This window comes from Micromonospora salmantinae, from assembly GCF_022230905.1.
Classification (GTDB): Bacteria; Actinomycetota; Actinomycetes; order Mycobacteriales; family Micromonosporaceae; genus Micromonospora; species Micromonospora salmantinae.
On the sequence record NZ_JAKKFG010000040.1, the window covers coordinates 106,442 to 131,036 of the forward strand.

19 protein-coding genes are annotated in these 24,595 nt (G+C 72.5%); 10 read left to right on the forward strand and 9 right to left on the reverse strand.

The window, feature by feature from the left end; genetic code table 11:
- Nucleotides 1-4: 4 nt before the first annotated feature.
- Entirely contained in the window at nucleotides 5-1,183 is a 1,179-nt protein-coding gene (locus PSH03_RS23325) for a MarP family serine protease (protein ID WP_210780797.1), read from the forward strand.
- A 27-nt stretch (nucleotides 1,184-1,210) separates the two neighbouring features.
- Here the strand turns inward: PSH03_RS23325 and PSH03_RS23330 are convergent, their stop codons facing one another.
- From PSH03_RS23330 to eccCa, 3 genes are all read right to left on the reverse strand, one after another.
- The gene (locus tag PSH03_RS23330) at nucleotides 1,211-2,002 is read right to left on the reverse strand and encodes a phosphatase PAP2 family protein (protein WP_238690414.1); all 792 of its coding nucleotides are present in this window, start codon (nucleotides 2,000-2,002) and stop codon (nucleotides 1,211-1,213) included.
- 52 nt (nucleotides 2,003-2,054) lie between these two features.
- A complete protein-coding gene (gene mycP, locus PSH03_RS23335; protein WP_238690415.1) occupies nucleotides 2,055-3,395 on the reverse strand; it encodes a type VII secretion-associated serine protease mycosin in 1,341 nt (446 codons plus the stop codon).
- A gap of 74 nt (nucleotides 3,396-3,469) precedes the next feature.
- Nucleotides 3,470-7,453 (reverse strand): type VII secretion protein EccCa, encoded by a 3,984-nt coding sequence (gene eccCa / locus PSH03_RS23340; RefSeq protein ID WP_238690416.1) that lies wholly within the window; start codon nucleotides 7,451-7,453, stop codon nucleotides 3,470-3,472.
- Between the two features lie 101 nt (nucleotides 7,454-7,554).
- On the opposite strand from eccCa, the gene eccD reads away from it, so the two are divergent.
- A complete protein-coding gene (gene eccD, locus PSH03_RS23345) occupies nucleotides 7,555-8,958 on the forward strand; it encodes a type VII secretion integral membrane protein EccD (protein WP_238690417.1) in 1,404 nt (467 codons plus the stop codon).
- A 31-nt stretch (nucleotides 8,959-8,989) separates the two neighbouring features.
- Here eccD and PSH03_RS23350 read toward each other — a convergent pair whose 3' ends face one another.
- Nucleotides 8,990-9,496 (reverse strand): inorganic diphosphatase, encoded by a 507-nt coding sequence (locus PSH03_RS23350; RefSeq protein ID WP_210780802.1) that lies wholly within the window; start codon nucleotides 9,494-9,496, stop codon nucleotides 8,990-8,992.
- A gap of 527 nt (nucleotides 9,497-10,023) precedes the next feature.
- Here PSH03_RS23350 and dacB point away from each other — a divergent pair.
- The 3 genes from dacB to tilS all read left to right on the forward strand — a co-directional run bounded on the left by dacB (nucleotide 10,024) and on the right by tilS (nucleotide 13,661).
- Complete coding sequence (gene dacB, locus PSH03_RS23355) at nucleotides 10,024-11,493, forward strand: D-alanyl-D-alanine carboxypeptidase/D-alanyl-D-alanine endopeptidase (RefSeq protein ID WP_372494850.1); 1,470 nt, start codon at nucleotides 10,024-10,026, stop codon at nucleotides 11,491-11,493.
- A gap of 94 nt (nucleotides 11,494-11,587) precedes the next feature.
- Nucleotides 11,588-12,658, forward strand: a complete 1,071-nt coding sequence (locus tag PSH03_RS23360; protein ID WP_091403614.1) for an Rv3626c family coenzyme F420 biosynthesis-associated protein — start codon at nucleotides 11,588-11,590, stop codon at nucleotides 12,656-12,658.
- Between the two features lie 10 nt (nucleotides 12,659-12,668).
- The gene (gene tilS, locus PSH03_RS23365) at nucleotides 12,669-13,661 is read left to right on the forward strand and encodes a tRNA lysidine(34) synthetase TilS (protein WP_210780803.1); all 993 of its coding nucleotides are present in this window, start codon (nucleotides 12,669-12,671) and stop codon (nucleotides 13,659-13,661) included.
- Nucleotides 13,662-13,676: 15 nt separating this feature from the next.
- On the opposite strand, the gene PSH03_RS23370 is transcribed toward tilS, so the two are convergent.
- Entirely contained in the window at nucleotides 13,677-14,639 is a 963-nt protein-coding gene (locus PSH03_RS23370) for a GlxA family transcriptional regulator (RefSeq protein WP_203121473.1), read from the reverse strand.
- A gap of 42 nt (nucleotides 14,640-14,681) precedes the next feature.
- On the opposite strand from PSH03_RS23370, the gene PSH03_RS23375 reads away from it, so the two are divergent.
- The 4 genes from PSH03_RS23375 to folE all read left to right on the forward strand — a co-directional run bounded on the left by PSH03_RS23375 (nucleotide 14,682) and on the right by folE (nucleotide 18,699).
- Entirely contained in the window at nucleotides 14,682-14,927 is a 246-nt protein-coding gene (locus PSH03_RS23375; RefSeq protein WP_238667229.1) for a hypothetical protein, read from the forward strand.
- A 100-nt stretch (nucleotides 14,928-15,027) separates the two neighbouring features.
- Complete coding sequence (gene hpt, locus PSH03_RS23380; protein ID WP_210780804.1) at nucleotides 15,028-15,603, forward strand: hypoxanthine phosphoribosyltransferase; 576 nt, start codon at nucleotides 15,028-15,030, stop codon at nucleotides 15,601-15,603.
- Nucleotides 15,604-16,028: 425 nt separating this feature from the next.
- Nucleotides 16,029-18,047 (forward strand): ATP-dependent zinc metalloprotease FtsH, encoded by a 2,019-nt coding sequence (gene ftsH / locus PSH03_RS23385; RefSeq protein ID WP_210780805.1) that lies wholly within the window; start codon nucleotides 16,029-16,031, stop codon nucleotides 18,045-18,047.
- 34 nt (nucleotides 18,048-18,081) lie between these two features.
- The gene (folE, locus tag PSH03_RS23390) at nucleotides 18,082-18,699 is read left to right on the forward strand and encodes a GTP cyclohydrolase I FolE (RefSeq protein WP_238690419.1); all 618 of its coding nucleotides are present in this window, start codon (nucleotides 18,082-18,084) and stop codon (nucleotides 18,697-18,699) included.
- Between the two features lie 108 nt (nucleotides 18,700-18,807).
- Here the strand turns inward: folE and PSH03_RS23395 are convergent, their stop codons facing one another.
- Nucleotides 18,808-19,527, reverse strand: coding sequence for a hypothetical protein (locus PSH03_RS23395; protein ID WP_210780806.1), 720 nt, complete (start codon nucleotides 19,525-19,527; stop codon nucleotides 18,808-18,810).
- Between the two features lie 28 nt (nucleotides 19,528-19,555).
- Nucleotides 19,556-22,117, reverse strand: coding sequence for an FtsK/SpoIIIE domain-containing protein (locus tag PSH03_RS23400; protein ID WP_238690420.1), 2,562 nt, complete (start codon nucleotides 22,115-22,117; stop codon nucleotides 19,556-19,558).
- Nucleotides 22,118-22,432: 315 nt separating this feature from the next.
- On the opposite strand from PSH03_RS23400, the gene PSH03_RS23405 reads away from it, so the two are divergent.
- Complete coding sequence (locus PSH03_RS23405; RefSeq protein WP_372494845.1) at nucleotides 22,433-22,867, forward strand: hypothetical protein; 435 nt, start codon at nucleotides 22,433-22,435, stop codon at nucleotides 22,865-22,867.
- Nucleotides 22,868-22,870: 3 nt separating this feature from the next.
- On the opposite strand, the gene PSH03_RS23410 is transcribed toward PSH03_RS23405, so the two are convergent.
- Together PSH03_RS23410 and PSH03_RS23415 are read right to left on the reverse strand one after the other, a co-directional pair.
- Complete coding sequence (locus PSH03_RS23410; RefSeq protein ID WP_238687040.1) at nucleotides 22,871-23,470, reverse strand: hypothetical protein; 600 nt, start codon at nucleotides 23,468-23,470, stop codon at nucleotides 22,871-22,873.
- A 13-nt stretch (nucleotides 23,471-23,483) separates the two neighbouring features.
- Nucleotides 23,484-24,587 (reverse strand): M23 family metallopeptidase, encoded by a 1,104-nt coding sequence (locus tag PSH03_RS23415; RefSeq protein ID WP_255751058.1) that lies wholly within the window; start codon nucleotides 24,585-24,587, stop codon nucleotides 23,484-23,486.
- Nucleotides 24,588-24,595 lie beyond the last annotated feature (8 nt).

Here is a 24,595-nt window from a genome sequence, read left to right on the forward strand (position 1 = left end):
ACCCGTGTCCGTCGTGGATCTCGTCCTGCTGCTGCTCATGCTCGTGTTCGCGATCAGCGGATACCGCCAGGGTTTCGTCATCGGCGTCACGTCGTTGTCCGGCTTCTTCCTGGGGCTGCTGCTGGGTCTCCAGCTCGGGCCGCTGTTCGCCAGACAGTTCGTGGACGCCGGCACCCGTGTGTTGATCTCGCTGGTGGCCATCTTCGGGCTGGCGGTGGTCGGGCAGGCACTCGCCGGTTGGCTCGGCTCGCACCTGCGTAAGACGATCACCAGCGACGTGGGCAAACGGGCAGACGACGTCGGTGGGGCGCTCGTCTCGCTGTTCGCGGTGCTCCTGCTCGCCTGGCTGGTCGCGGTGCCGCTCGGCTCGTCCTCGGTGCCCTGGCTCGCCGCCTCGGTCCGCAACAGCGCGTTGATCACGGTGGTCAACCAGGTCCTGCCGGAGCGGGCCCAACAGCTTTCCACGGCGCTGGAGGACACCGTCGACACCGACGGGTTCCCGGACGTCTTCGGTGACCTCGCGCCCACCCGGGCCCGGCAGGTCGACCCACCGGACCCGGCACTGGCCGGCTCGCAGGTGGTGGTCAACGGTCAGCAGTCGGTCGTGAAGGTGCTCGGCTCCGCGCCCAGCTGCTCACGCCGGATCGAGGGTTCCGGCTTCGTGTACGCGGACGACCGGGTGATGACCAACGCGCACGTCGTCGCCGGCACCCGCTCGGTAGCCGTGGAGCTGGGCGGTGAGCGGTACGACGGCAAGGTGGTGGTCTACGACCCGAACCGGGACCTCGCGGTGCTGCTCGTGCCCGGGCTGCCCGGGCCGTCCCTGCGGTTCGCCGCCGGCAACGCGGGCAGTGGCTCCGACGCCATCGTGCTCGGCTTCCCGCTCGACGGCCCGTACAACGCGCAGTCGGCGCGGGTCCGCGACGTCGACCGGATCAAGGGCCCGGACATCTACTCGTCCACCGAGGTGACCCGGGAGATCTACACGATCCGGGCGCTGGTGCGCAGCGGCAACTCGGGAGGTCCGCTGCTCTCCGCCAACGGCCTGGTGCTCGGCGTGATCTTCGCGGCGGCGTCCGACGACCCGAACACCGGCTTCGCCGTGACGGCGGCCGAGGCCCGCCCGGTGGCGTTGGCCGGTGCCGAACGCAACCGGCAGGTCGCCACCGGCGAGTGCACCTGAGCGTCGCCGCAGGGTCGGCTCAGCTCCTCAGGCCGCTCCCGGCTGCCGCTCGACCTCGGGAGCGACGCCGTCGCGGGTCGGCCGGACCGGCCGCAGACCGGTGTGTGCCCGCCAACTGGTCAACGCGGCGGTGGTGGCCGCGACCACTGCCACACCGAGCAACCATCCACCCACCACGTCGCTGGTGAAGTGCACGCCGAGGGCCACCCTGCTCAGCCCGGTCACCACTGTGAGCAGGACCGCCGCCACCCAGAGCGCGGCCCGCGCCGCCCCCCGCCCGGTGTACGGCAGGAGCACCAGCAGCAGCACCCCGGCGGCCAGGGTGGCGTTCAGCGCGTGCCCGGAGGGGAACGAGTAACCGGCGGCCCGGGCCACCGGGTCCAGCAACTCCGGCCGGTCCCGGCCGACCAGCAACTTGAGCAGCGGACCTAGCAACCCGCCGACGACCATGGTGGTGGTCGCCCAGAGGGCCACCCGGCGGGCTCCCCGGCGCAGCAGCCAGACCACCAGGAGCAGGGCGACCGCGCGCAGTGGCATCGGTGCGAACACCTCGGTCCAGACCCGCATCAGCACGACCCACGCCGGGTGATCCTGGGCGTAGCGGTGCAGCGCGTCGGTGACCGCCGTGTCCAGCCGGTGCAGCGGTGCCCAGGCGCCGAGCACCAGCAGTGTGAGCAGCGCGAACGGCACCAGCACCAGGAACGCCGCCGTCGCGGCGAGAGTGAGCCGCAGACCCAGCGCATGGTCCGGGTCGAATCGGCGGTGCCGCCAGGACGGCTGGCCGGTGGGGGCGAGGGTGGGCGCCTGGTGCGTACTCATGGGTCCGTTCTACCCGGCTGGGCAGCCGGTCAGGCCTGGCGGCCGGTCGCGATCAACGGGTCCGCTGACGCAGCCGGCGCACCATCAGGGCCGCACCGCCGACCAGAGCGACGAGGAGCACGACAACGGTCCACAGTTGCTCCGGCGCGGAGGTGTCCTGACCGCCGGCCGCCCGAGCCGTCCAACGGCTCTGCTGACCGGATGCGGCGAGACCGAGTGGATCGCTACCGGCACCGGCCACCGGATCGTCGTCGACCGAGCCGGGTGCCGGACCGAAACCGGTCACGCCCGGCGACGTCTGGTCGTCCAGCGGGTTGGCGGTCACCGGCGGCACCTGAGCGGTCAACGCGGCCACCGGGTCGACCACCCCGTACCCGAAGCGGTCGTCCCGCCCGGTCGGGCCCAGGTCCCGGGCGGTGGCCAACAACCGGTTGACCACCTCGCCCGCGGGCATCTGCGGATAGCGGGACCGGACCAGCGCGGCGGTCGCCGCCACCAGTGGCGCGGCGAAGCTGGTGCCCTGCACCCGCCAGTACCCGCCGGGAGGCTTGGCGCCGACCAGCCCGCTGGCGGGAGCGGTGAGCACCGTCGCGCGGCCGGTGATCGAGCCGGACCACAGGTTGTCGCTGCTGCGTTCGAGACCCGACACCGCGATCACACCCGGCTCACGAGCCGGGTACCAGACCTTGGTGCTGGTGGAGGTGGCCAGGTTGCCGGTGCAGGCGATCACGACCACGTCCCGGACGAACGCGTAGTCCAGGGCCGCGGCCAGGGCCGGGCTGTCGCCGCTGCCGCCCAGCGACAGGTTGATCACGCGGGCGCCGTTGTCGACAGCCCAGCGGACCCCCTGGGCGACGATCAGCGCGTCGTCGTAACGGTTCTCCTCGTCCAGCACGCGGACCGGCAGGATCCGGGCGTCCGGTGCCAGGCCGACCACGCCCCGCTTGTCGTCGCTGCGCCCGGCGATCAGGCCGGCGACAGTGGTGCCGTGACCCACCGGATCCGGGCCCGGGGCGCCACCGGGGCCGACCAGGTCCTTGCCGGGCAGCACCTGGCCGACCAGGTCGGGATGGTTGCCGTCCACTCCGGAGTCGACCACCGCCACTGTCACGCCCCGGCCGGTCGAGCTGCGCCACGCCGTCTCGGCCTGCAACTCGTCGAGCTGCCACTGCTCGTCGCGGACCTGATCGGTGCCGGCGACGGCGTCACCGGGGGCGAACGCCATCGGCGCGCCGGCGAGCTGTCCACCGTTCGTGGGCGCGGCGACGGGCACGGCTGCCGCGGTCGGGGCCACGACGGCAAGCGCCGCGGCCACGCCGAGCAGCGCCCGGCCGGTCGCTCGTCGGGCCGCTGACGGACCGCTGTACCGCACCCCAGTCACATCCTCAGCCATTCATCCCGACGGAACCATGACGATCGGAGATTACCGGTTTCCCCACCCGTCACGGGAAGAACCGGCGAGTCAGCTCATTGCGGCGGCAGTTGTGCCAACTGAACAAGGCGTACGCCCTCCCGCCGGGTGACCAGTCGACCACGCCCCGGCGGCAGCGGCCCGGGTCGCACCGGCCCGACGAGTGCGCCCTCCTCAGGGCTGCCCGCCATCACCAGGCCGGCCGTGGACAGCTCCCGCAGGCGCTGCACGATCGGCTCGTACTGGGCCCGGCTCGCCCCGCCGGAGCGGCGGGCCAGCACCAGGTGCAGCCCGATGTCCCGGGCGTGCGGCAGGTGCTCCTCCAGTGCGCGCAACGGGTTCGCCGGCCCCGCCGCCACCAGGTCGTAGTCGTCCACCAGCACGAACAGCTCCGGCCCGGACCACCAGGACCGGTCCCGCAGCTGCTGCGGGGTGACCTCCGGCCCGGGAGCCCGCCGCTCCAGGTAACCGGCGGCCGACTCGACCAGGTCGGCGGTGTGTGCCGCAGCGGTGCCGTACCCGATCAGGTGTGGCGTCTCGATGGCGCCGAGCAGGCTGCGCCGGTAGTCGACGAGGATCACCCGGGCCTGCTCGGGAGTGAACCGGGTGATGATCGACGTGGCCAGCGCGCGCAGGAACGACGACTTGCCGCACTCCGAGTCCCCGAAGACCACGAAGTGCGGCTCGGTGGCGAAATCGAGCAGGACCGGACGCAGGTCCGCCTCCGCGATCCCGATCGGCAGCCGCAGCCCGGTCGTCGAGGTGAGGTCCAGATCGGCGTACGGCAGCACCGGCGGGAGCAGCCGCACCCGGGGCGCCGGAGCACCCGCCCACCCGTCGGCAGCCCTCTTGACCAGGCCGGCGGTGTCTCCACCGGCGGTACCGAGCTGGGGCAGCGCGGTCAGGAAGTGCAGGCCCTCAGCGGTCACCCCTCGGCCGGAGCGCTCCGGCACGTTCGCGGCCGCACGCCGGGCCACCAACGAGTCGGCCGGGTCACCGAGGCGCAGCTCCAGCCGGGAGCCGAACAGGTCCCGGATCGCGGGGCGGAAATCCAGCCAGCGCAGCCCGGTGGCGACCACGTGCAGCCCGTACGACAGACCCCGGGTGGCCAGGTCGGTGACGAGTGGCTCCAGGTCGTCGTACTCACCGCGGATGGTGGTCCACCCGTCGATCACCAGGAACACGTCGCCGTACGGGTCGGTGCCCGGCTGGCCCACCGTCCCCGCTGCCGCCCGCCGCTGGCGGTACGCGGCCATCGACTCCACGCCCAACTCGGCGAAGCGGCGTTCCCGGTCGACCAGCAGGGTGGTCATCTCGCCGACGGTGCGTCGTACGGCGGTCGGGTCGGCGCGGCCGGTCACCCCGCCGACGTGCGGGAGGTCGCGCAGCGCGGCCAACCCGCCGCCGCCGAAGTCGAGGCAGTAGACCTGCACCTCGGCCGGTGTGTGGGTGAGTGCCAGCGCGCAGATCAGCGTGCGCAGGGCGGTGGACTTGCCGCTCTGCGGCGCACCGACCACCGCGACGTGCCCGGCAGCGCCGTCCAGCGCCAGCCAGAGCAGGTCCCGGCGCTGCTCCAACGGTTTGTCCACCACCGCCATCGGCACGCCGAGTGCCCCGTGCAGCTCCGGGTTGCCCACTGTCAGCCCGCGTTTCGGGTGCACCTCGACCGGACCGAGCAGCTCGTCCAGGGCCGGCGGTTGGCCGAGCGGCGGGAGCCAGACCTGGTGCGCCGGCGGGCCCTGCCCGACGAGCCGGTCCACCAGCAGGTCGAGCAGCGTCCTGGTGCCCTCCTCCTCCGCCACGACGGGCACGACCGGGGCCGCCGGCTCGGGCACCGGTACGACGTGGGTGGTGAAGGTCAGCAGCCGCGCGCCCCCCTCGGCGGCGACGCCGCCCGGCGCGGCCCGACGGCGGACGGCACCGGAGACGTACGCGGCCTTGAACCGGGCCAGCGGGTCGGTGCCGGCACGCAGGTAGCCGTGGCCCGGTGAGCGGGGCAGCTCGTGCGCGTCCGCCACGCCGAGCACCGTCCGGGACTCCAGCGCCGAGAAGGTGCGCAACCCGATCCGGTACGAGAGGTGGGTGTCCAACCCGCGGAGTCGGCCCTCCTCCAGGCGCTGGCTGGCGAGCAGCAGGTGCACGCCGAGCGACCGGCCCAGCCGGCCGATCTGCACGAACAGGTCGATGAAGTCGGGCTTGGCGGAGAGCAGCTCCGAGAACTCGTCGCAGATCAGCAGCAACGACGGCAGCGGGGCGAGGGGGCTGCCGGCCGCCCTGGCCCGCTCGTAGTCGCGCACGCTGGCGAAGTTGCCGGCCCGCCGCAGCAGCTCCTGGCGGCGGACCAACTCCCCGTTGATCGCGTCCACCATGCGATCGACCAGGGGCAACGCGTCGGCCAGGTTGGTGATCACGGCCGCGGTGTGCGGCAGCCGGTCGAACGAGGTGAAGGTGGCGCCACCCTTGAAGTCGACGAGCACGAAGTTGAGCTGCTCGGAGCTGTGCGTGGCGGCGAGCCCCAGCACCAGCGTGCGGAGCAGCTCGGACTTGCCGGAGCCGGTCGCCCCGATGAGCAGGCCGTGCGGGCCCATGCCGTCCTGGGCGGACTCCTTGAGGTCCAGCTCGATGGCGCCGCCGTCCGCACCCACCCCGATCGGCACCCGCAACCGGTCCCGTGCCGAGCGCGGCAACCAGCCCTGTTCCGCAGTGAAGCTCTCCGGGTCACCGAGACCGAGCAGCTCGGGGAGGCCCAGGTCGGCCTGGAGCGGGGCGTCCGGCCCTCTGGCCGCGCCGGCGAGCCGCAGCGGCGCCAACCGTCGGGCGACCGCCTCGGCGTCGGCCAGATCCAACTGGTCGGCGGTGCCCACCTCGGCGTACCCGTCGGACGACCGCGAGTGCAGCCGCCGGCCGTGCAACTCCAGCAGCAGCGCGTACCGGTCCAGCAGTCGGGGCGGAGGGGTGTCCAGGTCCAGCACTGTGACCGCGTCGATGCCGCCGTCGCCGGTCAGGTCACTGGCACCGGTCAGGTCGCCGCCGTCGAGGACCACCACCACGTGTGGGCCGTCGGTGGCCGGGCCGGCCGGGCTGAACCGGGACCGGGTGGCCAGCACGTCGGCCAGCAGCGACTCCAACTCGGCGGCCGAGCTGGTGACCAGGCGTACCGGGCCGAGCGCGTCGGTGCGACCGGGGTGGTGAGCGTGCGGGAGCCACTTCACCCACTCCCAGCAGGCGCGGCGCTCGGGCCCGGCGCAGACCGCGACGAGCAGCTCGTCGGGGGCGTGGAAGACCGCGAGCTGGGTCAGCACGGCCCGGACCAGGGCCTGCGCCGCCGGGTCGCCGGTGGGTGGCCCACCGGTGGTCGGGGTGGTCGCCCTGCCGCGGCCGGCGGGTCGCACGTGCACCCGGGCGAAGCTGCGCAGCGACAGCGCCACCGGCAGGTCCGGCACCACGGAGTACGCGTCCAGGAAGCGGCGAAGCGCGCCGGCGGTCATCGGCTCGAGCTCCTCCAGCGGCCGGGTGACCGGTGGGATCAGTGGGGTGGCCAGTGTCTGCGGCCCGACGGCGACCCGCACCACGGCGAAATCGGGGTCGGCGGGGCGCCGCTCCCAGACCCGGTGGCTGTCCACGGTCGACCAGAGCCGGCCCGGATCCGGGTGCCGGTAGTAGAGCCCGGCCCGTTGCTGGCCCGCGGTCCGCCGGACCCGCCGCCGCAGCGTGGCCAGGTGGCGTAGGTACTCCCTGCGGGCGGCCATCATCTCGGACTTCTTAGGGGTGCCGGAGGCGCTGCCCCAGGACGTCACGAGCATCGCCAACGAGGAGAGCCCGAACATGCCGCCCACCACGTACGAGTAGGCCCCGCCGCCCCGGCCGAACATCATCGCCATCGCGACCGTGCCGCCGAGCATGGGCAGCAGCATGAGCAGCTGCTGCCACCGCCCGCCGGTCACCACGGGGATCTCCGGCGGTGCGTCGACCGACAGCTCACCGGCGGGAATCTCCGGCGCTGGTCGGCGCGGTGGGCGCTTGATGACGACGGTGGACACTCGGCCTCCTGACAGCGCTGGGTAACCCGAGCCTGGCTCATGGTAGGTAAAGTCCTGTCGTCCGCGCAGCCTCCGATCCCAGTCGATATGGAGACCAGTCGATGACTACCGGGCTGGCACGCGTCACCATCAGCGCGCCGCAACGACGGGTGGACGTCGCCCTACCGGAGCAGGTGCCCCTGGCCGAGCTGCTGCCCGACGTGCTCCGGCACGCCGGTGTCGGGCTCGCCGACGACGGCGAGCAGCACGGCGGTTGGGTGCTCCGCCGCACCGACGGGGCGTTGCTGGTGACCGCACAGGCGCTGCTGCCGCAGGGGGTCCGCGACGGCGAGGTGCTGCACCTCGTGCCGGCCCGCGCGCACTGGCCCGAGTTGGAGTACGACGACGTCATCGAGGCGATCGCCGACGGCGCTCGCCGCCGGGGCGGCGCCTGGTCGCCCACCGCCACCCGGGCAGCCGGTCTGGCCGGTGCCGCCGTACCGCTCGCGGTCGGGCTGCTCGCCCTGCTCTCCGGTGGCCCGACGCAGCGGGCCGGTTGGCTGGCGGCCGTCGCGGTGGCGCTGGTGCTCACCGTGGCCGCCACTGTCGCCTCCCGTGCCAACGGCGACGGCGCCGCCGGGGCGACGCTCGGCGGCTACGCGCTGCCCTACGCGTTCACTGCCGGTGCCCTGGCCGTCGGCTCCGGCGACCCGGTCGGACCGTTCGGGCCGGCCCGTTGGGTGGGCGCTCCCGAACTGCTGGCCGGTTCGGTCGCGCTGCTGCTGGCGGCGTTGATCGGTCTCCTCGGGGTGGCCAGTCGGCTGCGGGTCTTCGTGGCCGGTGTCACTGTCGGCCTGATCGGTGCGGGGGCCGCGCTCGGTGGGCTGCTGATGACCACGGCCGGGACGGCGGCGGTGCTGCTCAGCGCACTGGTCTTCGCCGTCGGCGTGATCCCGCTGCTGGCCATCCGGCTGGGCAAGCTACCCCTGCCGCCGATCACCCTGCCGGCCGCCACCTCCGCGGAGGAGCCGGAGCGGGTCCGGGACCTGCCGGACCGGGGCCGGGTGCACGCCGCGGTGATCCGCACCGAGGAGATGCTCACCGGAATGCTGATCGGCCACGCGCTGCTCGTGGTGGCCACCGCTGTCGTACTCGTGGCCGCCGGTGGCACGGCCGGTCGGGTGCTGGTGGCGGTCACCTCGGCCGTGCTGCTGCTGAGGTCGCGGCTGTTCGTGGCGCTGCGACACCGGGTGCCAACGGTGCTCGCCGGGCTGGCCGGCTACGCGGCGCTGGGTGCGGTGCTGGTCGGTCGGGCCGACGAGACGGGGCGGCTGGTGCTGGTCCTGGGCGGGGCGGCGCTGGCCCTGGTGGCGGTCGCCAGCGGCACCGGGTACGCCCGCCGGCCGGTCTCGCCGTACCTCGGGAGGATCGCTGACCTCACCGACACGGCCCTGGTGGTCGCCGTGGTGCCGATCGCCTGCGCGGTGCTCGACCTGTACGACCGGGCCCGAGGGCTGCTCGGTTGAGCGGCCCTCGGGCCCGGTGCGTCAGCGGTCGTCAGTGGGTGGATTCGCCGCGCGCCTCGGCGTCGCGGGCCCGCTGGTAGGAGGCGTGGATCTCGGCCTCGGCCTCGGTGCGGCCGACCCAGGTCGCGCCCTCCACCGACTTGCCGGGCTCCAGGTCCTTGTACACCTCGAAGAAGTGCTGGATCTCCAGGCGGTCGAACTCGCCCAGGTGGTGGATGTCGCGCAGGTGCTCCTGGCGGGGGTCCTCGTAGGGCACGCAGAGGACCTTGTCGTCCCCGCCCTTCTCGTCGGTCATCCGGAACATGCCGATGGTGCGGCAGCGGATCAGACAACCCGGGAAGGTCGGCTCGGGGACCAGCACGAGGGCGTCCAGAGGGTCGCCGTCCTCGCCCAGCGTGCCCTCGATGAACCCATAGTCGGCCGGGTACTGGGTGGAGGTGAAGAGGGTGCGGTCCAACCGGATCCGGCCGGTCTTGTGGTCCACCTCGTACTTGTTCCGGTGACCTTTGGGGATCTCAACCGTCACGTCGAAATCCATCTGCACGCTCCCTCGTCTGCCCACGCTGGCTAACGGAACCAATGGCGGCCCTCCGGACAGGTGAATGCCCACCCGCCGACTCCGGCCGCCGCATAGTCTTCGGACCGAAGTAGTGTCACCCAAGCCGATTTTCGCTGGGGGAGGAGGGGGTCGTGGGGAGGGAAGATTCACACTACCGCCCGGACGGGGGCTCCGCGCACGGTACCGGACGATCCGGCTCCGGCAGTGCCAAGGGGCGGGTCCCGGTGCCGGAGGCGCACCTTCCACGGGCTCCCGACGCACCGACCCCGGCACCGGAGACGGTGCCCGAGCGACCCCCGCCGCTGCCCTGGCGCCCGCCGGCCGGGCCGGCGTCGCCCGCTCCGAACGCGGGTCACTTCCCGGTAGCCGGCGGTGAGCAACCGGTGAGCGGCCCGCCACGCGGCAGTGCCACGGTCCCGGTCAGCCCTGCGCCGCTCAGCCCGTCGTTCGATCCCGGGCCGACCGGCCCCGGCGGCGTCCCCCCGGTGGGCCCGCCGATCTCCGCGTTGCCGGCACCCGCCGACGCCGCGCCCGCGCCCGCAGTCGCCGCGTCGCGCCGCCGGAGACGGCTGCCGGTGGTGCTGGCCGCCGTGCTCCTGCTGGTGCTCGCCAGCGTCGGAGTCGTGATCACCCGTCCCGGCCCGGTCGCCGGATGGCTGGGCGACGACGCCGGGTCCGGGCCGAACGCTGTCGGCGTGACTCCGGAACCCGCCCCGTCGGACGTGCTGGGCGGCCCGGACTCGAACGCCCCGGTGCCCACCCCGGACGGGGTTCGGGCCGTGCTCGATCCACTGGTCGGCGTCGCCGCCCTGGGCGACCGGGTGAACGTCTCGGTCGCCGACGTGATCACCGGTCAGACGCTGTTCGCCAAGGGAGCGGACGACGGCACCGTGCCCGCCTCGGTGACGAAGCTGGCTACCGCTGTGACAGTGCTGGCGGCCCGGGGGCCGGGCTACCGGATTCCCACCCGTGCCGTGGCCGGCGCGAAGGCCGGCGAGGTGGTGATCGTCGGGGGCGGCGACCCGACCCTCGCGATCAACAAGAAGGGTTACTACCCGGGGGCGGCGCGCCTCGACGACCTGGCCGCCCAGGTGCGTACCGCGCTCGGCGGCACGCCCCCGACCAGTGTCACAGTCGACGGTTCGGTCTACTCCGGCCCGATCTACGGCCCCGGCTGGGACGACGACATCCCCACCGGCGGTTCGGGCGGCGCGGTGACCGCGTTGATGACCGACGGCGCGCGTACCGACCCGGGTGTCGAGCACGGGTCCGCCCCGCGGTTCGCCGAGCCGGACCTGGCCGCCGGCAAGGCGTTCGCCCGGTTGCTCGGGGTGCCGACCGACTCCGTGAAGCGGGGTGCGGCCCCGCCTCAGGCGGCGGCCGGTGCCAGCCCGGCACCGGGTACCGAACTCGGCGTGGTGCAGTCTCCGCCGCTGATCCGGCTGGTCGACGTCATGATCAGCGAGAGCGACAACCTGGTGGCCGAGGCGCTCGCCCGGCAGGTCGCGTTGGCCCGCGGTCAGCCCGCCTCGTTCGACGGCGGCGCCGCCGCCATGGACGCCGAGGTGGCGGAGCTGGGCCTGCCCGCCGACGAGATCAGCGTCTCCGACGGCAGCGGCCTGTCCCGGCTCAACCGGATCAGCCCGTCGCTGCTGACCGATCTGATCCGCTTGGCCGCCAGCCCGGACCATCCGGAGTTGGCCGGCGTCTTCGGTGGTCTGCCGGTGGGCGGCTGGTCCGGGACCCTGAACGAGCGCTACCGCAACACCGCGGGCACCGCCGCGGGCGCGGGCAGCGTCCGGGCCAAGACCGGCACCCTGACCGGCGTGCACTCCGTCGCGGGCCTGGTCACCACCGCCGATGGGCGGCTGTTGACCTTCGCGGTGCTCACCGACAAGGTGCCGGGGGACCGGGACACCGCCCAGCCGGCACTGGACCGGATCGCCGCCGCGCTGGCCGGTTGCGGCTGCGGCTGACCGTCGCCGGTCCGGGGGGCGACGCGGTCGCCATCGGCGTCGATCGAGGGCGCGAGCCCGGGCCGGGGTGTCGCGGCGCGGGTACGGTGGGTTCATGGCGCAGTTCGTGGACTGGGATCTGGCCGCCGCCACCGCGGGGGCGTTGAGCAAGTCTGGCCCCCGCGTGTCGTACGCGGAAGCCACCGACGTGGTCGGCGACCTGCGTCGGCTGACGGACGAGGCGGCCGGGCACGTGGCCGACTACACGGGGTTGCGGGCGCAGGTGTCGCATCCGCCGGTCCGGGTGGTCGATCGCCGCGACTGGGCCGCGACAAACATCGCCGGTCTCCGCGAGGTGATCACACCGCTGGTGAGTCGGCTCTCCGGCGACAAGCAACCGGGCGCGTTGACCGAGGCGATCGGGTCCCGGCTCACCGGGGTGCAGGCGGGGACGGTGCTGGCCTACCTCTCCGGCCGGGTGCTCGGCCAGTACGAGGTCTTCTCGGCCGACCCGGGCCAGCTGCTGCTTGTCGCACCGAACATCGTCGAGGTGGAGCGCAAGCTCGGCGCCGACCCTCGGGACTTCCGGCTCTGGGTGTGTCTGCACGAGGTCACCCACCGCACCCAGTTCACGGCCGTGCCGTGGATGCGGGCCTACTTCCTCAGCGAGGTGCAGGCGTTCGTCGACGCCTCGTCCAGCGGAAGTGAGCACCTGGTCGAGCGGTTGCGGCGCGGGGTGGCCACGTTGTCCGACGCGGTCCGTGACCCGGAGAGCCGCACCAGCGTGCTGGACATCGTGCAGACCCCGGCACAGCGGGCCGTACTGGACCGGCTCACCGCGTTGATGACCCTGCTGGAGGGGCACGCCGAGTTCGTGATGGACGGCGTCGGCCCGCAGGTGATCCCGAGCGTGGAGCGGATCCGGGCGTCGTTCAACCGACGCCGGGAGGCCGGCAACCCGCTGGAGAAGGCGATCCGCCGGCTGCTGGGGGTGGACGTCAAGATGCGCCAGTACGCCGAGGGACGCAAGTTCGTGCACGGGGTGGTGGAACGCGTCGGCATGGACGGGTTCAATTCGATCTTCAACTCGCCGCTGACCCTGCCTCGCCTGTCGGAGTTGGGTGACCCGGACGCCTGGGTCGCCCGGGTGCACGGCCCGGCCGGCACCATCCCGGCCGCTGGCTGACCACCCGCCGGTGGCCGCGCTCGCTCCGTCGGTGGCCGCGATCCGGGTGGCGGTCCGCCGCGCCCTGACCGGTCTGCCGTCCGGCGGTCCGGTGCTGGTCGCCTGCTCCGGTGGTGCCGACTCGCTCGCGCTCGCGGCGGCCACCGTCTTCGTGGCGCCGCGGCTGGGCCGCGACGCGACGCTCGTCACCGTCGACCACGGCTTGCAGGACGGTTCCGCGGAGCGCGCCGAGGCGGTGGCCACCTGGGGGCGAGGTGTCGGGTTCGCGTCGGCGACTGTGGTCCGGGTGGAGGTGGCCGGGCGTCCCGGCGGGCCGGAGGCGGCTGCCCGTGAGGCCCGCTACCAGGCGCTGACCGAGGCGGCCCGGCAGCAGAACGCCGTCGCGGTGCTCACCGGGCACACCCGGGACGACCAGGCGGAGACGGTGCTGCTCGCGCTCGCCCGGGGCGCCGGCCCACGAGGGCTGGCCGGGATGCCCGCCCGACGCGATCTGGGCGGGGTGCCACTGCTGCGCCCGCTGCTGGAGATCGGCCGGGAGCAGACGTGCGCCGCCTGCGCCGTGCTCGGGCTGAGCCCGTGGCAGGACCCGCACAACAGCGACCCGTCGTACGCCCGCTCGAGGGTGCGCGGCGACCTGCTGCCGGCGCTGGTGCGGGCGCTCGGGCCGGGCGTGGTGGACAACCTGGCGCGTACCGCCCGGCTGGTGGCCGCCGACAACGCCGCGCTCGACGAGCTGGCGGGGACGGCGCTGGCGGCGGCCCGGTGCCCCGACGGAGGGCTGTCCGTGCCGGCGCTGCTCGGCCTGGTTCCCGCCGTACGCGGCCGGGTGCTGCACTCCTGGGCCCGCGAGTTGGGCGCGCTGCCCGCTGCCCTGTCGCACCGGCACGTCGCCGCCCTGGACGCCCTGGTGACCGATTGGCACGGTCAGGGCCCGGCCGACCTGCCCGGCGGTGTCCGGGTGCTGCGCCGAGACGGCCGACTGGATTCGGTGCGCCCCACCTGACCTGCCCGGCCGGTCTCAGCCGCTGTGCGCCCGGTCCCGGAAGGTGGTCCGGTAGCTGTGCGGGGTGGCACCGACCCGGCGACTGAAGTGGTGGCGCAAGGCGGCCGCGTCGCCGAAGCCGGACTGGTCGGCGACCGCCTCCACGCTCAACGGGGTCTCCTCCAGCAGCCGCCGGGCGAGCAGCACCCGCTGGTTGGTGAGCCAGTCGTGCGGGGTGGTGCCGGTCTCGGCGCGGAACCGGCGGGCGAACGTGCGGGGCGCCATGCCGGCGCGGGCGGCCAACTCCTCCACGGTGATCGTCCGGTCCAGGTGACCCATCAGCCACTCGAGCACCGGTTCGAGGGTGGGTGCCTCGGGCGCCTTCGGGATGGGCGCCTCGACGTACTGGGACTGACCGCCGTCGCGGTGCGGCGGGACCACCATCCGCCGGGCCAGCCGGGTCGCGGTGGCCGAGCCGTGCTCCTGGCGGATCAGGTGCAGGCACGCGTCGATGCCGGCCGCCGTGCCGGCGCTGGTGAGCAACCGGCCGTCCTGGACGTAGAGCGAGTTGCACCGCACCCGGGCGCGCGGGTGTCGGCGTTGCAGCTCGTCCACGTACCGCCAGTGGGTAGTGCACTCGCGGTCGTCGAGCAGCCCGGCCTCGCCGAGCAGGAAGGCTCCGGAGCAGACGCTGAACAGGTGCGCTCCGCGGGCGTCGGCCCGGCGGAGCGCGTCGAGCACCGGGCCGGGGACTGTGGTGCCCTGGCTGTGCGCGGGGATGGCCACCAGGTCGGCCTCGTCGACCGGGCCGAGGTCGGCGTGCGGGGTGAGGTGGAAGCCGGACGAGGTGCGCACGGGAGCGCCGTCCGGGCTGCACACCTGGAAGCGGTAGGCGGGGAAACCGTCGGCTGTCCGGTCGGTGCCGAACACCTCGGCGAGCACGCCGAGCTCGAAGGGAGCGACCTGGTCGAGGGCGAGGACGGCAACGGACCGCAGCATGTGACGAGGGTAACCCGACAGGTGGCAGTAAATCGATGACCGATGGCATTCCTGCCACTGTCCGGTCGCTTCGTGAGGTCGCAGACTGGTCTCAGTCCGGTGCGCACCGGCGGCGAAACCGACAGCAATCATGCGAAAGCGAGCGCCGCCATGGAGTTCCTGTTCATCCTCCTGTTCCTCGTCCTCCTCGCCGCCGCCTCGGCGGCCGGCCTCACCGTCGACAGCCACGATTCGGCCGACTGGAAGCCGAGCGACGATGGCCGCCGCTGGCGGTCACGCACCAACTGATGTCTTTAGCGTTATTTGCCCGGAAAATCCTCGGCGGGACCGCGCCAAAAGGTGCGGCCCCGCCGACGGAGGCCATCCGACGTACGGCAGGCTAGGAGTCATGGCTGACGGCTCCTGGTACGACGCCGACATCGACCACGTGATCATTTCCGAGGCGCAGATCCGCGAGAAGACGGCGGAGCTGGCCAAGCAGGTTTCCGCCGACTACTCCCACGTCGGCGACGGGCTGCTGCTGGTGTGCGTACTCAAGGGCGCGGTGATGTTCATGGCGGACTTCGCCCGGGCGCTGGGCCGCAACGGCCCGCCGGCGGAGCTCGACTTCATGGCCATCTCGTCCTACGGCCAGGGCACCACCTCCTCCGGGGTGGTCCGCATCCTCAAGGATCTGGACCGGGACATCGCCGGTCGGCACGTGGTCGTCGTCGAGGACATCGTCGACTCCGGGCTCACGCTCTCCTGGCTGCTGCGCTACCTCGAGTCGCGCTCGGCGGCCAGCGTCGAGGTGGTCGCCCTGTTCCGCAAGCCGGACGCGGTGAAGGTGCCGGTCCCGGTGAAGTACGTCGGCTTCGACATTCCCACCGAGTTCGTGGTCGGGTACGGCCTCGACTTCGCCGAGCGCTACCGGGAGCTGCCGTACGTCGGGGTGCTCAAGCCCGAGGTCTACGCCCGCTCCTGACGTCGGGCCCGACCCGGCACGGCGGCCCACCGGTCGACATGAGCCCTACTTGCATCGGCATCCATCAAGCCGACGTTCAGCGCGCTCTCAGCTGATGCGGTTACCGTGTAGCACGGTGGCCCGGAGGTTTCTCCGCGCTCGACCCTCTCGATCGCGTGACCGGGCGCTCGGGTGGCCGAGCCGGACTCCCCGCCACGCCGGCTTCCACCCGTACGCGGTCTTTGATGGTGCACGACTGCGGGGCTCGCAAGCTCACTCCTCGCGTGCACGGTGTACCGTCGAATGACCGCGGCGCGGTAGTTTTCGCGCCTCGGGGTCGAGGCTGGCCCGCACGGCGGCCCCGGCCGCCGCTCAACGCGGCGACACCATCAGACGGTCAGGACGTCGATCAGGAGGATGCGGGCGCCCCGGCGCTCGACAACAGTATGGAACGTACGCGTTTCTTCCGCCGACCGGTGGTCTGGATCATCCTGGTCATCCTCGGCGCCGTTGTGCTCAGTCAGCTGTTCACCAGTGGTCCCAGCTACCACCGCGTGGACACTTCCGTTGCGCTCGATCAACTGCACACCGCCAAGATCAACAAGGTGGTCTTCCAGGACAAGGAGCAGACGCTCCAGCTGGACCTGGCCCAGAAGACCAAGTTCGGCAAGACCGAGACCAACAAGATCGAGGCCCAGTTCCCGTACCAGGTCGGCGACGAGATCTGGAACGAGGTGCTGGACGCCAAGGCGAACAACCGGGTCACCGGCCCGGCCGACGCCAAGGTCTCCTCGGACAGCATCTGGGTGAGCCTGCTGGTCAACCTGCTGCCGATCGCGCTGCTCGTGCTCCTGCTGCTGTTCTTCATGTCGCAGATGCAGGGCGGCGGCTCCCGGGTGCTCAACTTCGGCAAGTCCAAGGCCAAGATGATCACCAAGGACACTCCGAAGACGACCTTCGCGGACGTCGCGGGTGCCGAGGAGGCCGTCGAAGAGCTGTACGAGATCAAGGACTTCCTGCAGAACCCGGCCAAGTACCAGGCCCTGGGCGCCAAGATCCCGAAGGGCGTGCTGCTGTTCGGCCCGCCCGGCACCGGCAAGACGCTGCTGGCCCGCGCGGTCGCCGGCGAGGCCGGCGTGCCCTTCTACTCCATCTCCGGCTCCGACTTCGTGGAGATGTTCGTCGGCGTCGGCGCCAGCCGGGTCCGTGACCTGTTCGAGCAGGCCAAGACCAACGCCCCGGCGATCGTCTTCGTCGACGAGATCGACGCCGTCGGCCGGCACCGTGGCGCCGGCATGGGCGGCGGCCACGACGAGCGGGAGCAGACGCTCAACCAGCTGCTCGTCGAGATGGACGGCTTCGACACCAAGGGCGGAGTCATCCTGATCGCGGCCACCAACCGGCCGGACATCCTCGACCCGGCGCTGCTGCGCCCGGGCCGGTTCGACCGGCAGATCCCGGTGGACGCCCCCGACATGGAGGGCCGCAAGGCCATCCTGCGGGTGCACGCCAAGGGCAAGCCGTTCACGCCCGACGTCGACCTCGACGCGGTGGCCCGCCGTACGCCGGGCTTCAGCGGCGCCGACCTGGCCAATGTGATCAACGAGTCGGCCCTGCTCACCGCTCGCAAGGAGCAGCGGGCGATCAGCAACGACTCGCTGGAAGAGTCGATCGACCGGGTGGTCGCCGGTCCGCAGCGGCGGACCCGCGTCATGAGCGACAACGAAAAGAAGATCACCGCGTACCACGAGGGTGGTCACGCTCTGGTCGCCTGGGCGCTGCCGCACGCCGCGCCGGTGCACAAGGTGACGATCCTGTCCCGTGGCCGCTCGCTGGGCCACACCCTGGTGCTCCCGACCGAAGACAAGTACACCCAGACCCGCGCCGAAATGATCGACACCCTGGCGTACGCGCTGGGCGGTCGCGCCGCCGAGGAACTGGTCTTCCACGAGCCGACCACCGGCGCCGGCAACGACATCGAGAAGGCCACCCAACTGGCCCGCGCGATGATCACCCAGTACGGCATGAGCTCCAAGCTCGGCGCGATCAAGTACGGCACCAGCGGGGACGAGCCGTTCCTCGGCCGCAACATGGGCCACGAGCGGGACTACTCGGACTCGGTGGCCGCCGAGATCGACGGCGAGATGCGGGCACTGGTCGAGCTGGCGCACGACGAGGCCTGGGAGATCCTGGTGGAATACCGGGACGTCCTGGACAACATCGTGCTCGAGCTGATGGAGAAGGAAACCCTCTCCACGGCCGACATGGCGCGGATCTGCTCCCGGGTGGTCAAGCGCCCGCCGCTGGCGCCGTACAACGGCTTCGGCAAGCGCCAGCCCTCCACCGAGCCGCCCGTGCTCACCCCTGCGGAGAAGGACAAGCTCAAGGCGCAGGCCCAGGCCGACGGCGCGCAGGCGTCGGTCGGCGGCGTCGCGCCGTCCAACAACTCGGACGGCACGCACTGAGCAACGACCCGACGGCGACGACGAGCTGGACTACGTGGCCGCGCGGCTGATCAGCGGCAAACTGACCGGCCGCCCCGTCGAGGACGCGGTCGACCTCGGCCGGATCGAGAAAGCCGTCCGCGAGATCCTGATCGCGGTCGGCGAGGACCCGGACCGCGACGGACTCCAGCAGACCCCGGCCCGGGTCGCCCGTGCGTACGCCGAACTCTTCGCCGGCCTGCGGGTCGACCCGGCCAAGGTGCTCAGCACCACCTTCGAGGCCAACCACGAAGAGCTGGTCATCGTCCGGGACATCGACGTGATGAGCCTCTGTGAGCACCACCTGCTGCCCTTCCGGGGCAGCGCGCACATCGGCTACATCCCGGGCCCCGACGGGCGGATCACCGGCCTGTCCAAGTTGGCCCGACTCGTCGAGGTCTTCGCCCGTCGTCCGCAGGTGCAGGAACGGCTCACGTCGCAGGTCGCCGACCTGCTGATGAGCAAACTCGCACCACGCGGCGTCGTCGTCGTGCTCGAATGCGAACACATGTGCATGGCGATGCGCGGCATCCAGAAATCCGGTGCCAAGACCATCACGTCGGCCGTACGCGGCATCCTGCAGTCGGACTCCAAGTCGCGGGCCGAGGCGATGGCGCTGATCATCCCCCGCTGACACCCCGACGCACCACGGCCGGCCGACACCCATCCGGGACGGCCGGCCGTTGCGTTTCCCCCACCCGCTCGGCGTCGTTCCGGCCGGACGGCCTTCCGGCCCGACGGGTCAGCCGGCGAGCAGCGCCAACAGCAGGCCGGCCGTGGCCAGCACCGCCGGCACCAGGCACACCAGCGCGCCGAAACGCACCGTACGGTCCAGCCGCTCGGTGGGGCTGACCCGGAACAACCGGCCAATGCCGATCCAACCGGCGACGAACGCGACCGCCGGCATCGGCAGCCCGCAGATCAACGCCGCCACAGTGGCCGGTCCCACCCCCGTCGTGGCCAGAACCACGACCTGGATCAGTGGCACCAGCAGCGCGAACGGCCCGTACACCAGGAGGTTGCGCGCCCGCGCGGGCCAGGACCCGGGCCGGAACCGGCGGCGCGCGGCCAGCGCAGCGTCCGCCGCCTCGGCCCAACCACGCGCCGTCCGCAGCGCCGCCAAAACGGCCGCCGGGCCACCCGCCATCGACCGGGCCGCCTCGGTCAGCTCCGGCGGCGACGGCACCAGGGAGATCGCCGGTACGGCCAACTCGCGCAGCCGTTCCTGCTGACTCGCCAGCCCGGTACGGACCACCGTCAACTCCTCCCGGGCGGCCTCCGCCGACCGGGCCTGCTCACCGGCAGCTGTAGCCGCGCCCCGGCGTACCCCGTCCAACTGGCGGGCGGCCGCAAGATACTCCGTCCAGGCAGCGCTGGGCTCGACCGCCCGCGGCGTCGCGTCCCCGGTCGCCGCAGCTGCCCGCTGCCGCCCCGGCCCGGTCACCGTCGCGATCGGATCCACCCCGACACCCTCCACCCGCGCCACCCGATCAGCCGGCCTCGTCGGCGAACGGCACCAGGACGGTGCCCCGCTCGTCCGGGCCGTCCCAGAGCACCGCCCGGTCGGAGCGCACCTGCCACTCGACCTGCCGACCGAAGACCGCAGTGAGCTGCGCGACCGGCACGTCCAGCACGGCCACCGCCGCCAGCTTGTCGACCTCGCCCGCCGGCTCGAACAACGCGGCGAACGGCGGCACCGCACGCCACCAGCCCAACAGATGCCGCCCCGCCGGCGGCCCGTCCCGCAGGATCGACCGCAGCCGGTCCACCGGAAGCTCCCGAGGACCCGGCCGGTCCAACCCGAAGACCACAAGGTACGTCGGCAGGTCCTCGGCCGCGTCCGCGAGCAGCCTCGGCAGATCCACCAACTCGGCCGAATGCCGGGTCGCCAGATCGGCCGTCAACGCCTCCGCCAAGGCCCGGGCGCCCGGATCCGGTGCCGACACCAGGAAGCGGGCACTGCCCGGAGTGTGGTGAGCCGACGTGCTCCGCGCCGCCGTCGCCAACAGCCCGCCCGCCGCGGCGCCCGACCCCAGCACCGCGAGGTTTCGCCCGGCCGCCGGCCCCAACGGCACGGCCACCGTCGAGCGGGCCACATCCACCGCCCGGCCCAACAGGGCGGCCGGTCCGTGCGCCTGTCCCGCCAGGGCCGCCCGGTGGCGCGGATCGTTGGCCAGCATCGGCCGGGCGTAACCCGCGAAGACCACCGGCGGCACCGACCCGGCCGGACGGGCTTCCCACAACTCGTGCCGCAGCTTCTCCACGACCTCCGGATGATCCTGCGGGTCCGGGTGACGAATCAACCGTTCGTGACCCCGGATCGCACCCCGTGGGCCGCCGAGCCCGCCGGCCGTGTTCACCACCGCACTGCCCACCGGTAGACCGGCGGCCGAGTCGTTCGTCGGCTCCAACACCGGACTGCCACCCGGCAGCGCCACCCGTACCGGAAACTGCCCAAGCACCGAATCCCGATGACCAGCATCCGCGCGCGCACTCAGCCCCAACTCGCCCGCCCCCGCCAGGACCAGGTGCACGCCGTACGCCCGACCCGCCCGGGCCAGCCCGTCCAACTGCGCGGCCACCTCGGCGGCCAGCCGGTCCCGCTCGGCGAAGAGCAGCGGCACATTGTCCACCACACAGACGATCCGGGGCAGCGGCTGGTGCTGACGCAGCTCCGCGAAGCGTTGCCCCCCGGCCCGAACGCCCGCCTCCGTGCGGCGCTGGACCTCGGCCGTCAACTCGTCCAGCAGATCCCGGACGTACTCCCGGTCGGCGGCCATCGCTGCCGCGCGCACCTGCGGAACCCACGACCGGTCCCGCTCGGTCTGCAAGAACTCCACGAAGGACTCGCCGTCGCCGAGATCCGTCAGGTAGAACGCCAGGTCGTCCGGGCCGTACCGGGCGGCCAGGCCGAGTAGCGCGGTGGTCAGGAACGCCGCCCGGCCGGCCGCAGACCGGCCACTCACCAGCCAGTGCGGGGTCAACTCGGTGAAGCCCAGCGGCACCGACCGGCCCCCGGCGTCGCCGACGGTAGTGGTCAGCCCGTCGGCCGAATCCGATTCCCACAGTCGCTCGCCCGTCGGCGGCAGCAGAGCACCCAACGCCAACCGGGAACCCGCCTCCACCTGCTCGGCGAGCCGCCGACAGACCGCGTCGACCAGCTCGGCCGGCGGGTCCGACTCGACGAAGACCGGCGAGTTCAACCCGCCCGGCGGATCGGCACCCGGCCCCGCGAACGACGCCCCCGGCGGATCGCCGAGCAGCGCGTACGCATTCCGCAGCGCCAGCGAAGTGGTGTGCGGCAGTGGTGCCCGGGCCGAGTACGGGCCGGCGGGCGGCCAACCCGCCACCACCAGGTGCAGCCCAGCGGCCGGCCCCTGCTCGGCCAACGTCTCGATGCGCGCCAGATCGGTCGGGCCGGTCGACTCCGGCAGCGCGGCCACCACCAGCAACAGCGTCCGATCGTGACGGCGTCGCCCACTCGCCCCCGGCGTCACCCACTGCTCCGCCTCGATCAGCACCGCGCGCAGACCCGCCACGTCCACCGCCGGCGGCGGCAACAGGCCAGCATCCGCCAGCGCCCCGAACGGCGTCAGCACCGCGCCGGTGGCATCCACCGCGCGAATCAGCAGGGCACCCGCCGGTGCCGCACCCAACAACCGCAAAAGTACGGCCCGGAGCAAACCCGCCACCCGCGGCTCCCGCGCGTCAGCGTCCACGCTCAGGTGACCGGTGCCGACAAGTGGCACCAACGCGGGGAAACGAGCGTCGTCCAACGGCGCCGCAGTACCGACCCGAACGAACGGCGGCGGACCATCACCCGCCGGCGAGTCCACGGTGAGCGAGCTCAGTGCCGCGCCCGACCAGCCCGGTGCCAGCAGGGCCGCAGCTGTCCGTAACCGATCGGCCACCTCGTACTGGCGGCGCTGATCGGCCGGAGCCGGCCGCATCTCGTCCAGGATGCCGGCAGCCGCTGTCGCGACGGCCGCCGCCCGACGGTGCAGGGCTGCGGCGCGGTTCGTGCGAGCCTTCGGACCGGCCACCGCGTCCACCCCCTCTACCCGAGGTTGGCAACCCCTCCCCAAGCAGAGACGGTATCCCAGCCGACGGTCCTCCTCCGGGAGGTGCCTCGGCGCTGCGACGGTGTTGTCGTGGATCTCACCGGTGGGGAGGGGTCCGTCACGATCCGCTGGATCTGAGGCATTGGCTCCGGAGCGTCCAGCCGATAACTTCAGGAGGTGGAATCAGTGCAGCCCCCCGCCGGTTCCCAGGTCTCCCGCGTACCGGCCCAGCGGACACCGTCGGAGCAGCTGCCGCCCGCCCCGGCACCGCCGGCACCGCAGCCGCCACGCCGTCGAATGCGGACGGTGCTCACTGTCGTCGCGGGCGTGCTCGCGCTGCTCTGCCTCGGCGGGGTCGCCACCGCCCTGGTTTGGTACAACCGCGCCTCAACGCCCGACCGCAGCACGCCAGACGTCGCGGTGATCAATTACCTTCAGGCGACGCTCGTCTCCGGTGACCCGAACCGAGCGAAGTTGTTCACCTGCCATGGTGCAGTTCCCTCGGTCGATGAGTTCGCTGCGGAGGTTGCCCGCAGGGAGCAAGAACTGGGAGTCTCCTTTTCGATCAACATCGAAGACGTTGTCGTGACTGAGACTGCCGGCACCGAAGCCACCGTGATCGCTGTCATCCGGCGGAGTGCCTCAATTGATGGAATCCATCAGAGCTTGGCGGACACGTGGCAGTTCGATTTGAACAACCGCGAAGGATGGCGTGTATGTGCCGGCTCCAGGATTAGTTGACTCTCATTCGATCCACAGGAGGTGAACCGGGACCTCCAGCGTGGTGGGTGACTGGCCGCGCCAGGCCCAGCGGTACCACTCCACCTCGGGTGTGACTCGCACGCAGATGTCGCCTTCGGCACCCGAGTAGGTTTCGGTGACCGCTCGAAGGTCGCGGTGCTCCAGGCCGCCCTCGACGTGCACCACCCGCCGACCGGTGACCGCGTCCGCTTCGAAGACCGGTGTGGGGGTCCGGTGTGCCGGTCCGTCCAGCGAAACCAACCGGATGCCGTTGTCCCGGGCGTCGTCAACTTCCGGACGGCTGCCGACGGTTTCCACCCAGACCCGCTCCACCGGCACCAGCGGCGCGAACACCTCGACCTGGTCGGCTTCGGCCCGGTACCACTCGTGCTCGGGGATCACCGGAACGTAGGTCCGGGCGCTCTGCACCACCCGGTCGTCCGCGCGCAGGTCCCCGCGCCAACCCATCCCGGGTAGCCCGACCAGCACCCGTCGACCGCGTAGCTCGACCCGCTCGGTCGCGGGGACGATCGCCAGCGGTCTCGGCGGCTGCGGTGCCCAGTCCGGCTGGTCGGCGAACGGGTCGGGTAACGGTCCGGTCATACCCGTGGTGGCCTCACTCAGCGGCGCGCAGCGGGGCACCCCGCTCGCGCATGAACGGGACCGGGTTCACCGCGCCGGAGGCGTTGCGGTTGTTCTGCAGGTGAACCTCGAAATGCAGGTGCGGGCCGGAGGAGTTACCACTGCTGCCGACCTTGCCGATCACCTGACCGGCCGTCACGATCTGATTCTTCTTGACGAAGGGCTGAACCACCATGTGGCAGTACCGGGTGATGTAGCCACCGGCGTGCAGCAGGTCGACGAACCAGCCGCAGCCTCCCTTGCCGGGGAAGCCGTCCACGTTGCAGTCCTGCCGCAGGCGGCGGTCCTCGTCGCAGGTCGAAACCAACACTCGACCGGTCGCTGCCGCGCGAATCTCGGTGCCCTTTGCCGCGCCGATGTCGACTCCGTTGTGGCTGGGCCGGCTGGCGGTGCGGAAACCGGAGCCGACTCCGCCAGGGATCGGTGCGGTCCAACCGGAGGCAGCGATCTGGCCGCGCTCGGCCGCGTTGCACACCGCCTTGCCGTTGATCTCGACGGTGCGGGCCGCGCCGCCGGCCAGCGCGTCCACGATCCGGCTGGCTATTTCTTCGTGCTTGGCGTACGCGTCCGGGTATGCGCTGACCTGGACTCGCTGCGCGACCACGGTCAGCGGTCGTTGTTGCCAGCTCCCCACCTTCACGAGCTTCTCGTAGAACTTGCGGGCCGCGTACGCGGGGTTCAACCGCTCGGCGACACTGCCCCAACCCGGCCGCTGCTGGAACAGGCCCAGCGAGTCGTGGTCCGCGCCAACGCCCTCGTGCGGCAGAGCCAGGGACTCGGCTACGCCGCTGTTCGCCAGGTTGCGTAGGGCGGACTCCTGCATAGCTGTGGCGAGGGCGACCACCCAACCTCGCGAAGGCACGCCCATGTCCTGGCCGACCTTGATGATGATCGCGGCATTGCGGACCTGGCTGTCGCCGTACTGGGCGAATCGCGGCAGCTTGCCCGCGATGTTGACCGCTCGGCCCGGCCCGCACTCCATGCCCGCCATGATGTCGCCGTTCTCGGCGTCGTCGCCTCCGAGCCCGGTGAGGAAGAACGCCGCGGTGCCGCCGGTGCAGCAGAGCAGAAGCAACATCCCGGTGA

Bases quoted from the DNA above. Each gene is read 5' to 3' on its own strand.
- ftsH (WP_210780805.1), top strand. From the start codon at position 16,029: ATGGAACGTACGCGTTTCTTCCGCCGACCGGTGGTCTGGATCATCCTG.
- PSH03_RS23370 (WP_203121473.1), bottom strand. From the start codon at position 14,639: ATGCTGCGGTCCGTTGCCGTCCTCGCCCTCGACCAGGTCGCTCCCTTC.
- PSH03_RS23410 (WP_238687040.1), bottom strand. From the start codon at position 23,470: ATGACCGGACCGTTACCCGACCCGTTCGCCGACCAGCCGGACTGGGCA.
- hpt (WP_210780804.1), top strand. From the start codon at position 15,028: ATGGCTGACGGCTCCTGGTACGACGCCGACATCGACCACGTGATCATT.
- PSH03_RS23350 (WP_210780802.1), bottom strand. From the start codon at position 9,496: ATGGATTTCGACGTGACGGTTGAGATCCCCAAAGGTCACCGGAACAAG.
- PSH03_RS23330 (WP_238690414.1), bottom strand. From the start codon at position 2,002: ATGAGTACGCACCAGGCGCCCACCCTCGCCCCCACCGGCCAGCCGTCC.
- PSH03_RS23360 (WP_091403614.1), top strand. From the start codon at position 11,588: ATGGCGCAGTTCGTGGACTGGGATCTGGCCGCCGCCACCGCGGGGGCG.
- PSH03_RS23415 (WP_255751058.1), bottom strand. From the start codon at position 24,587: ATGTTGCTTCTGCTCTGCTGCACCGGCGGCACCGCGGCGTTCTTCCTC.
- eccD (WP_238690417.1), top strand. From the start codon at position 7,555: ATGACTACCGGGCTGGCACGCGTCACCATCAGCGCGCCGCAACGACGG.
- PSH03_RS23375 (WP_238667229.1), top strand. From the start codon at position 14,682: ATGGCATTCCTGCCACTGTCCGGTCGCTTCGTGAGGTCGCAGACTGGT.
- mycP (WP_238690415.1), bottom strand. From the start codon at position 3,395: ATGGCTGAGGATGTGACTGGGGTGCGGTACAGCGGTCCGTCAGCGGCC.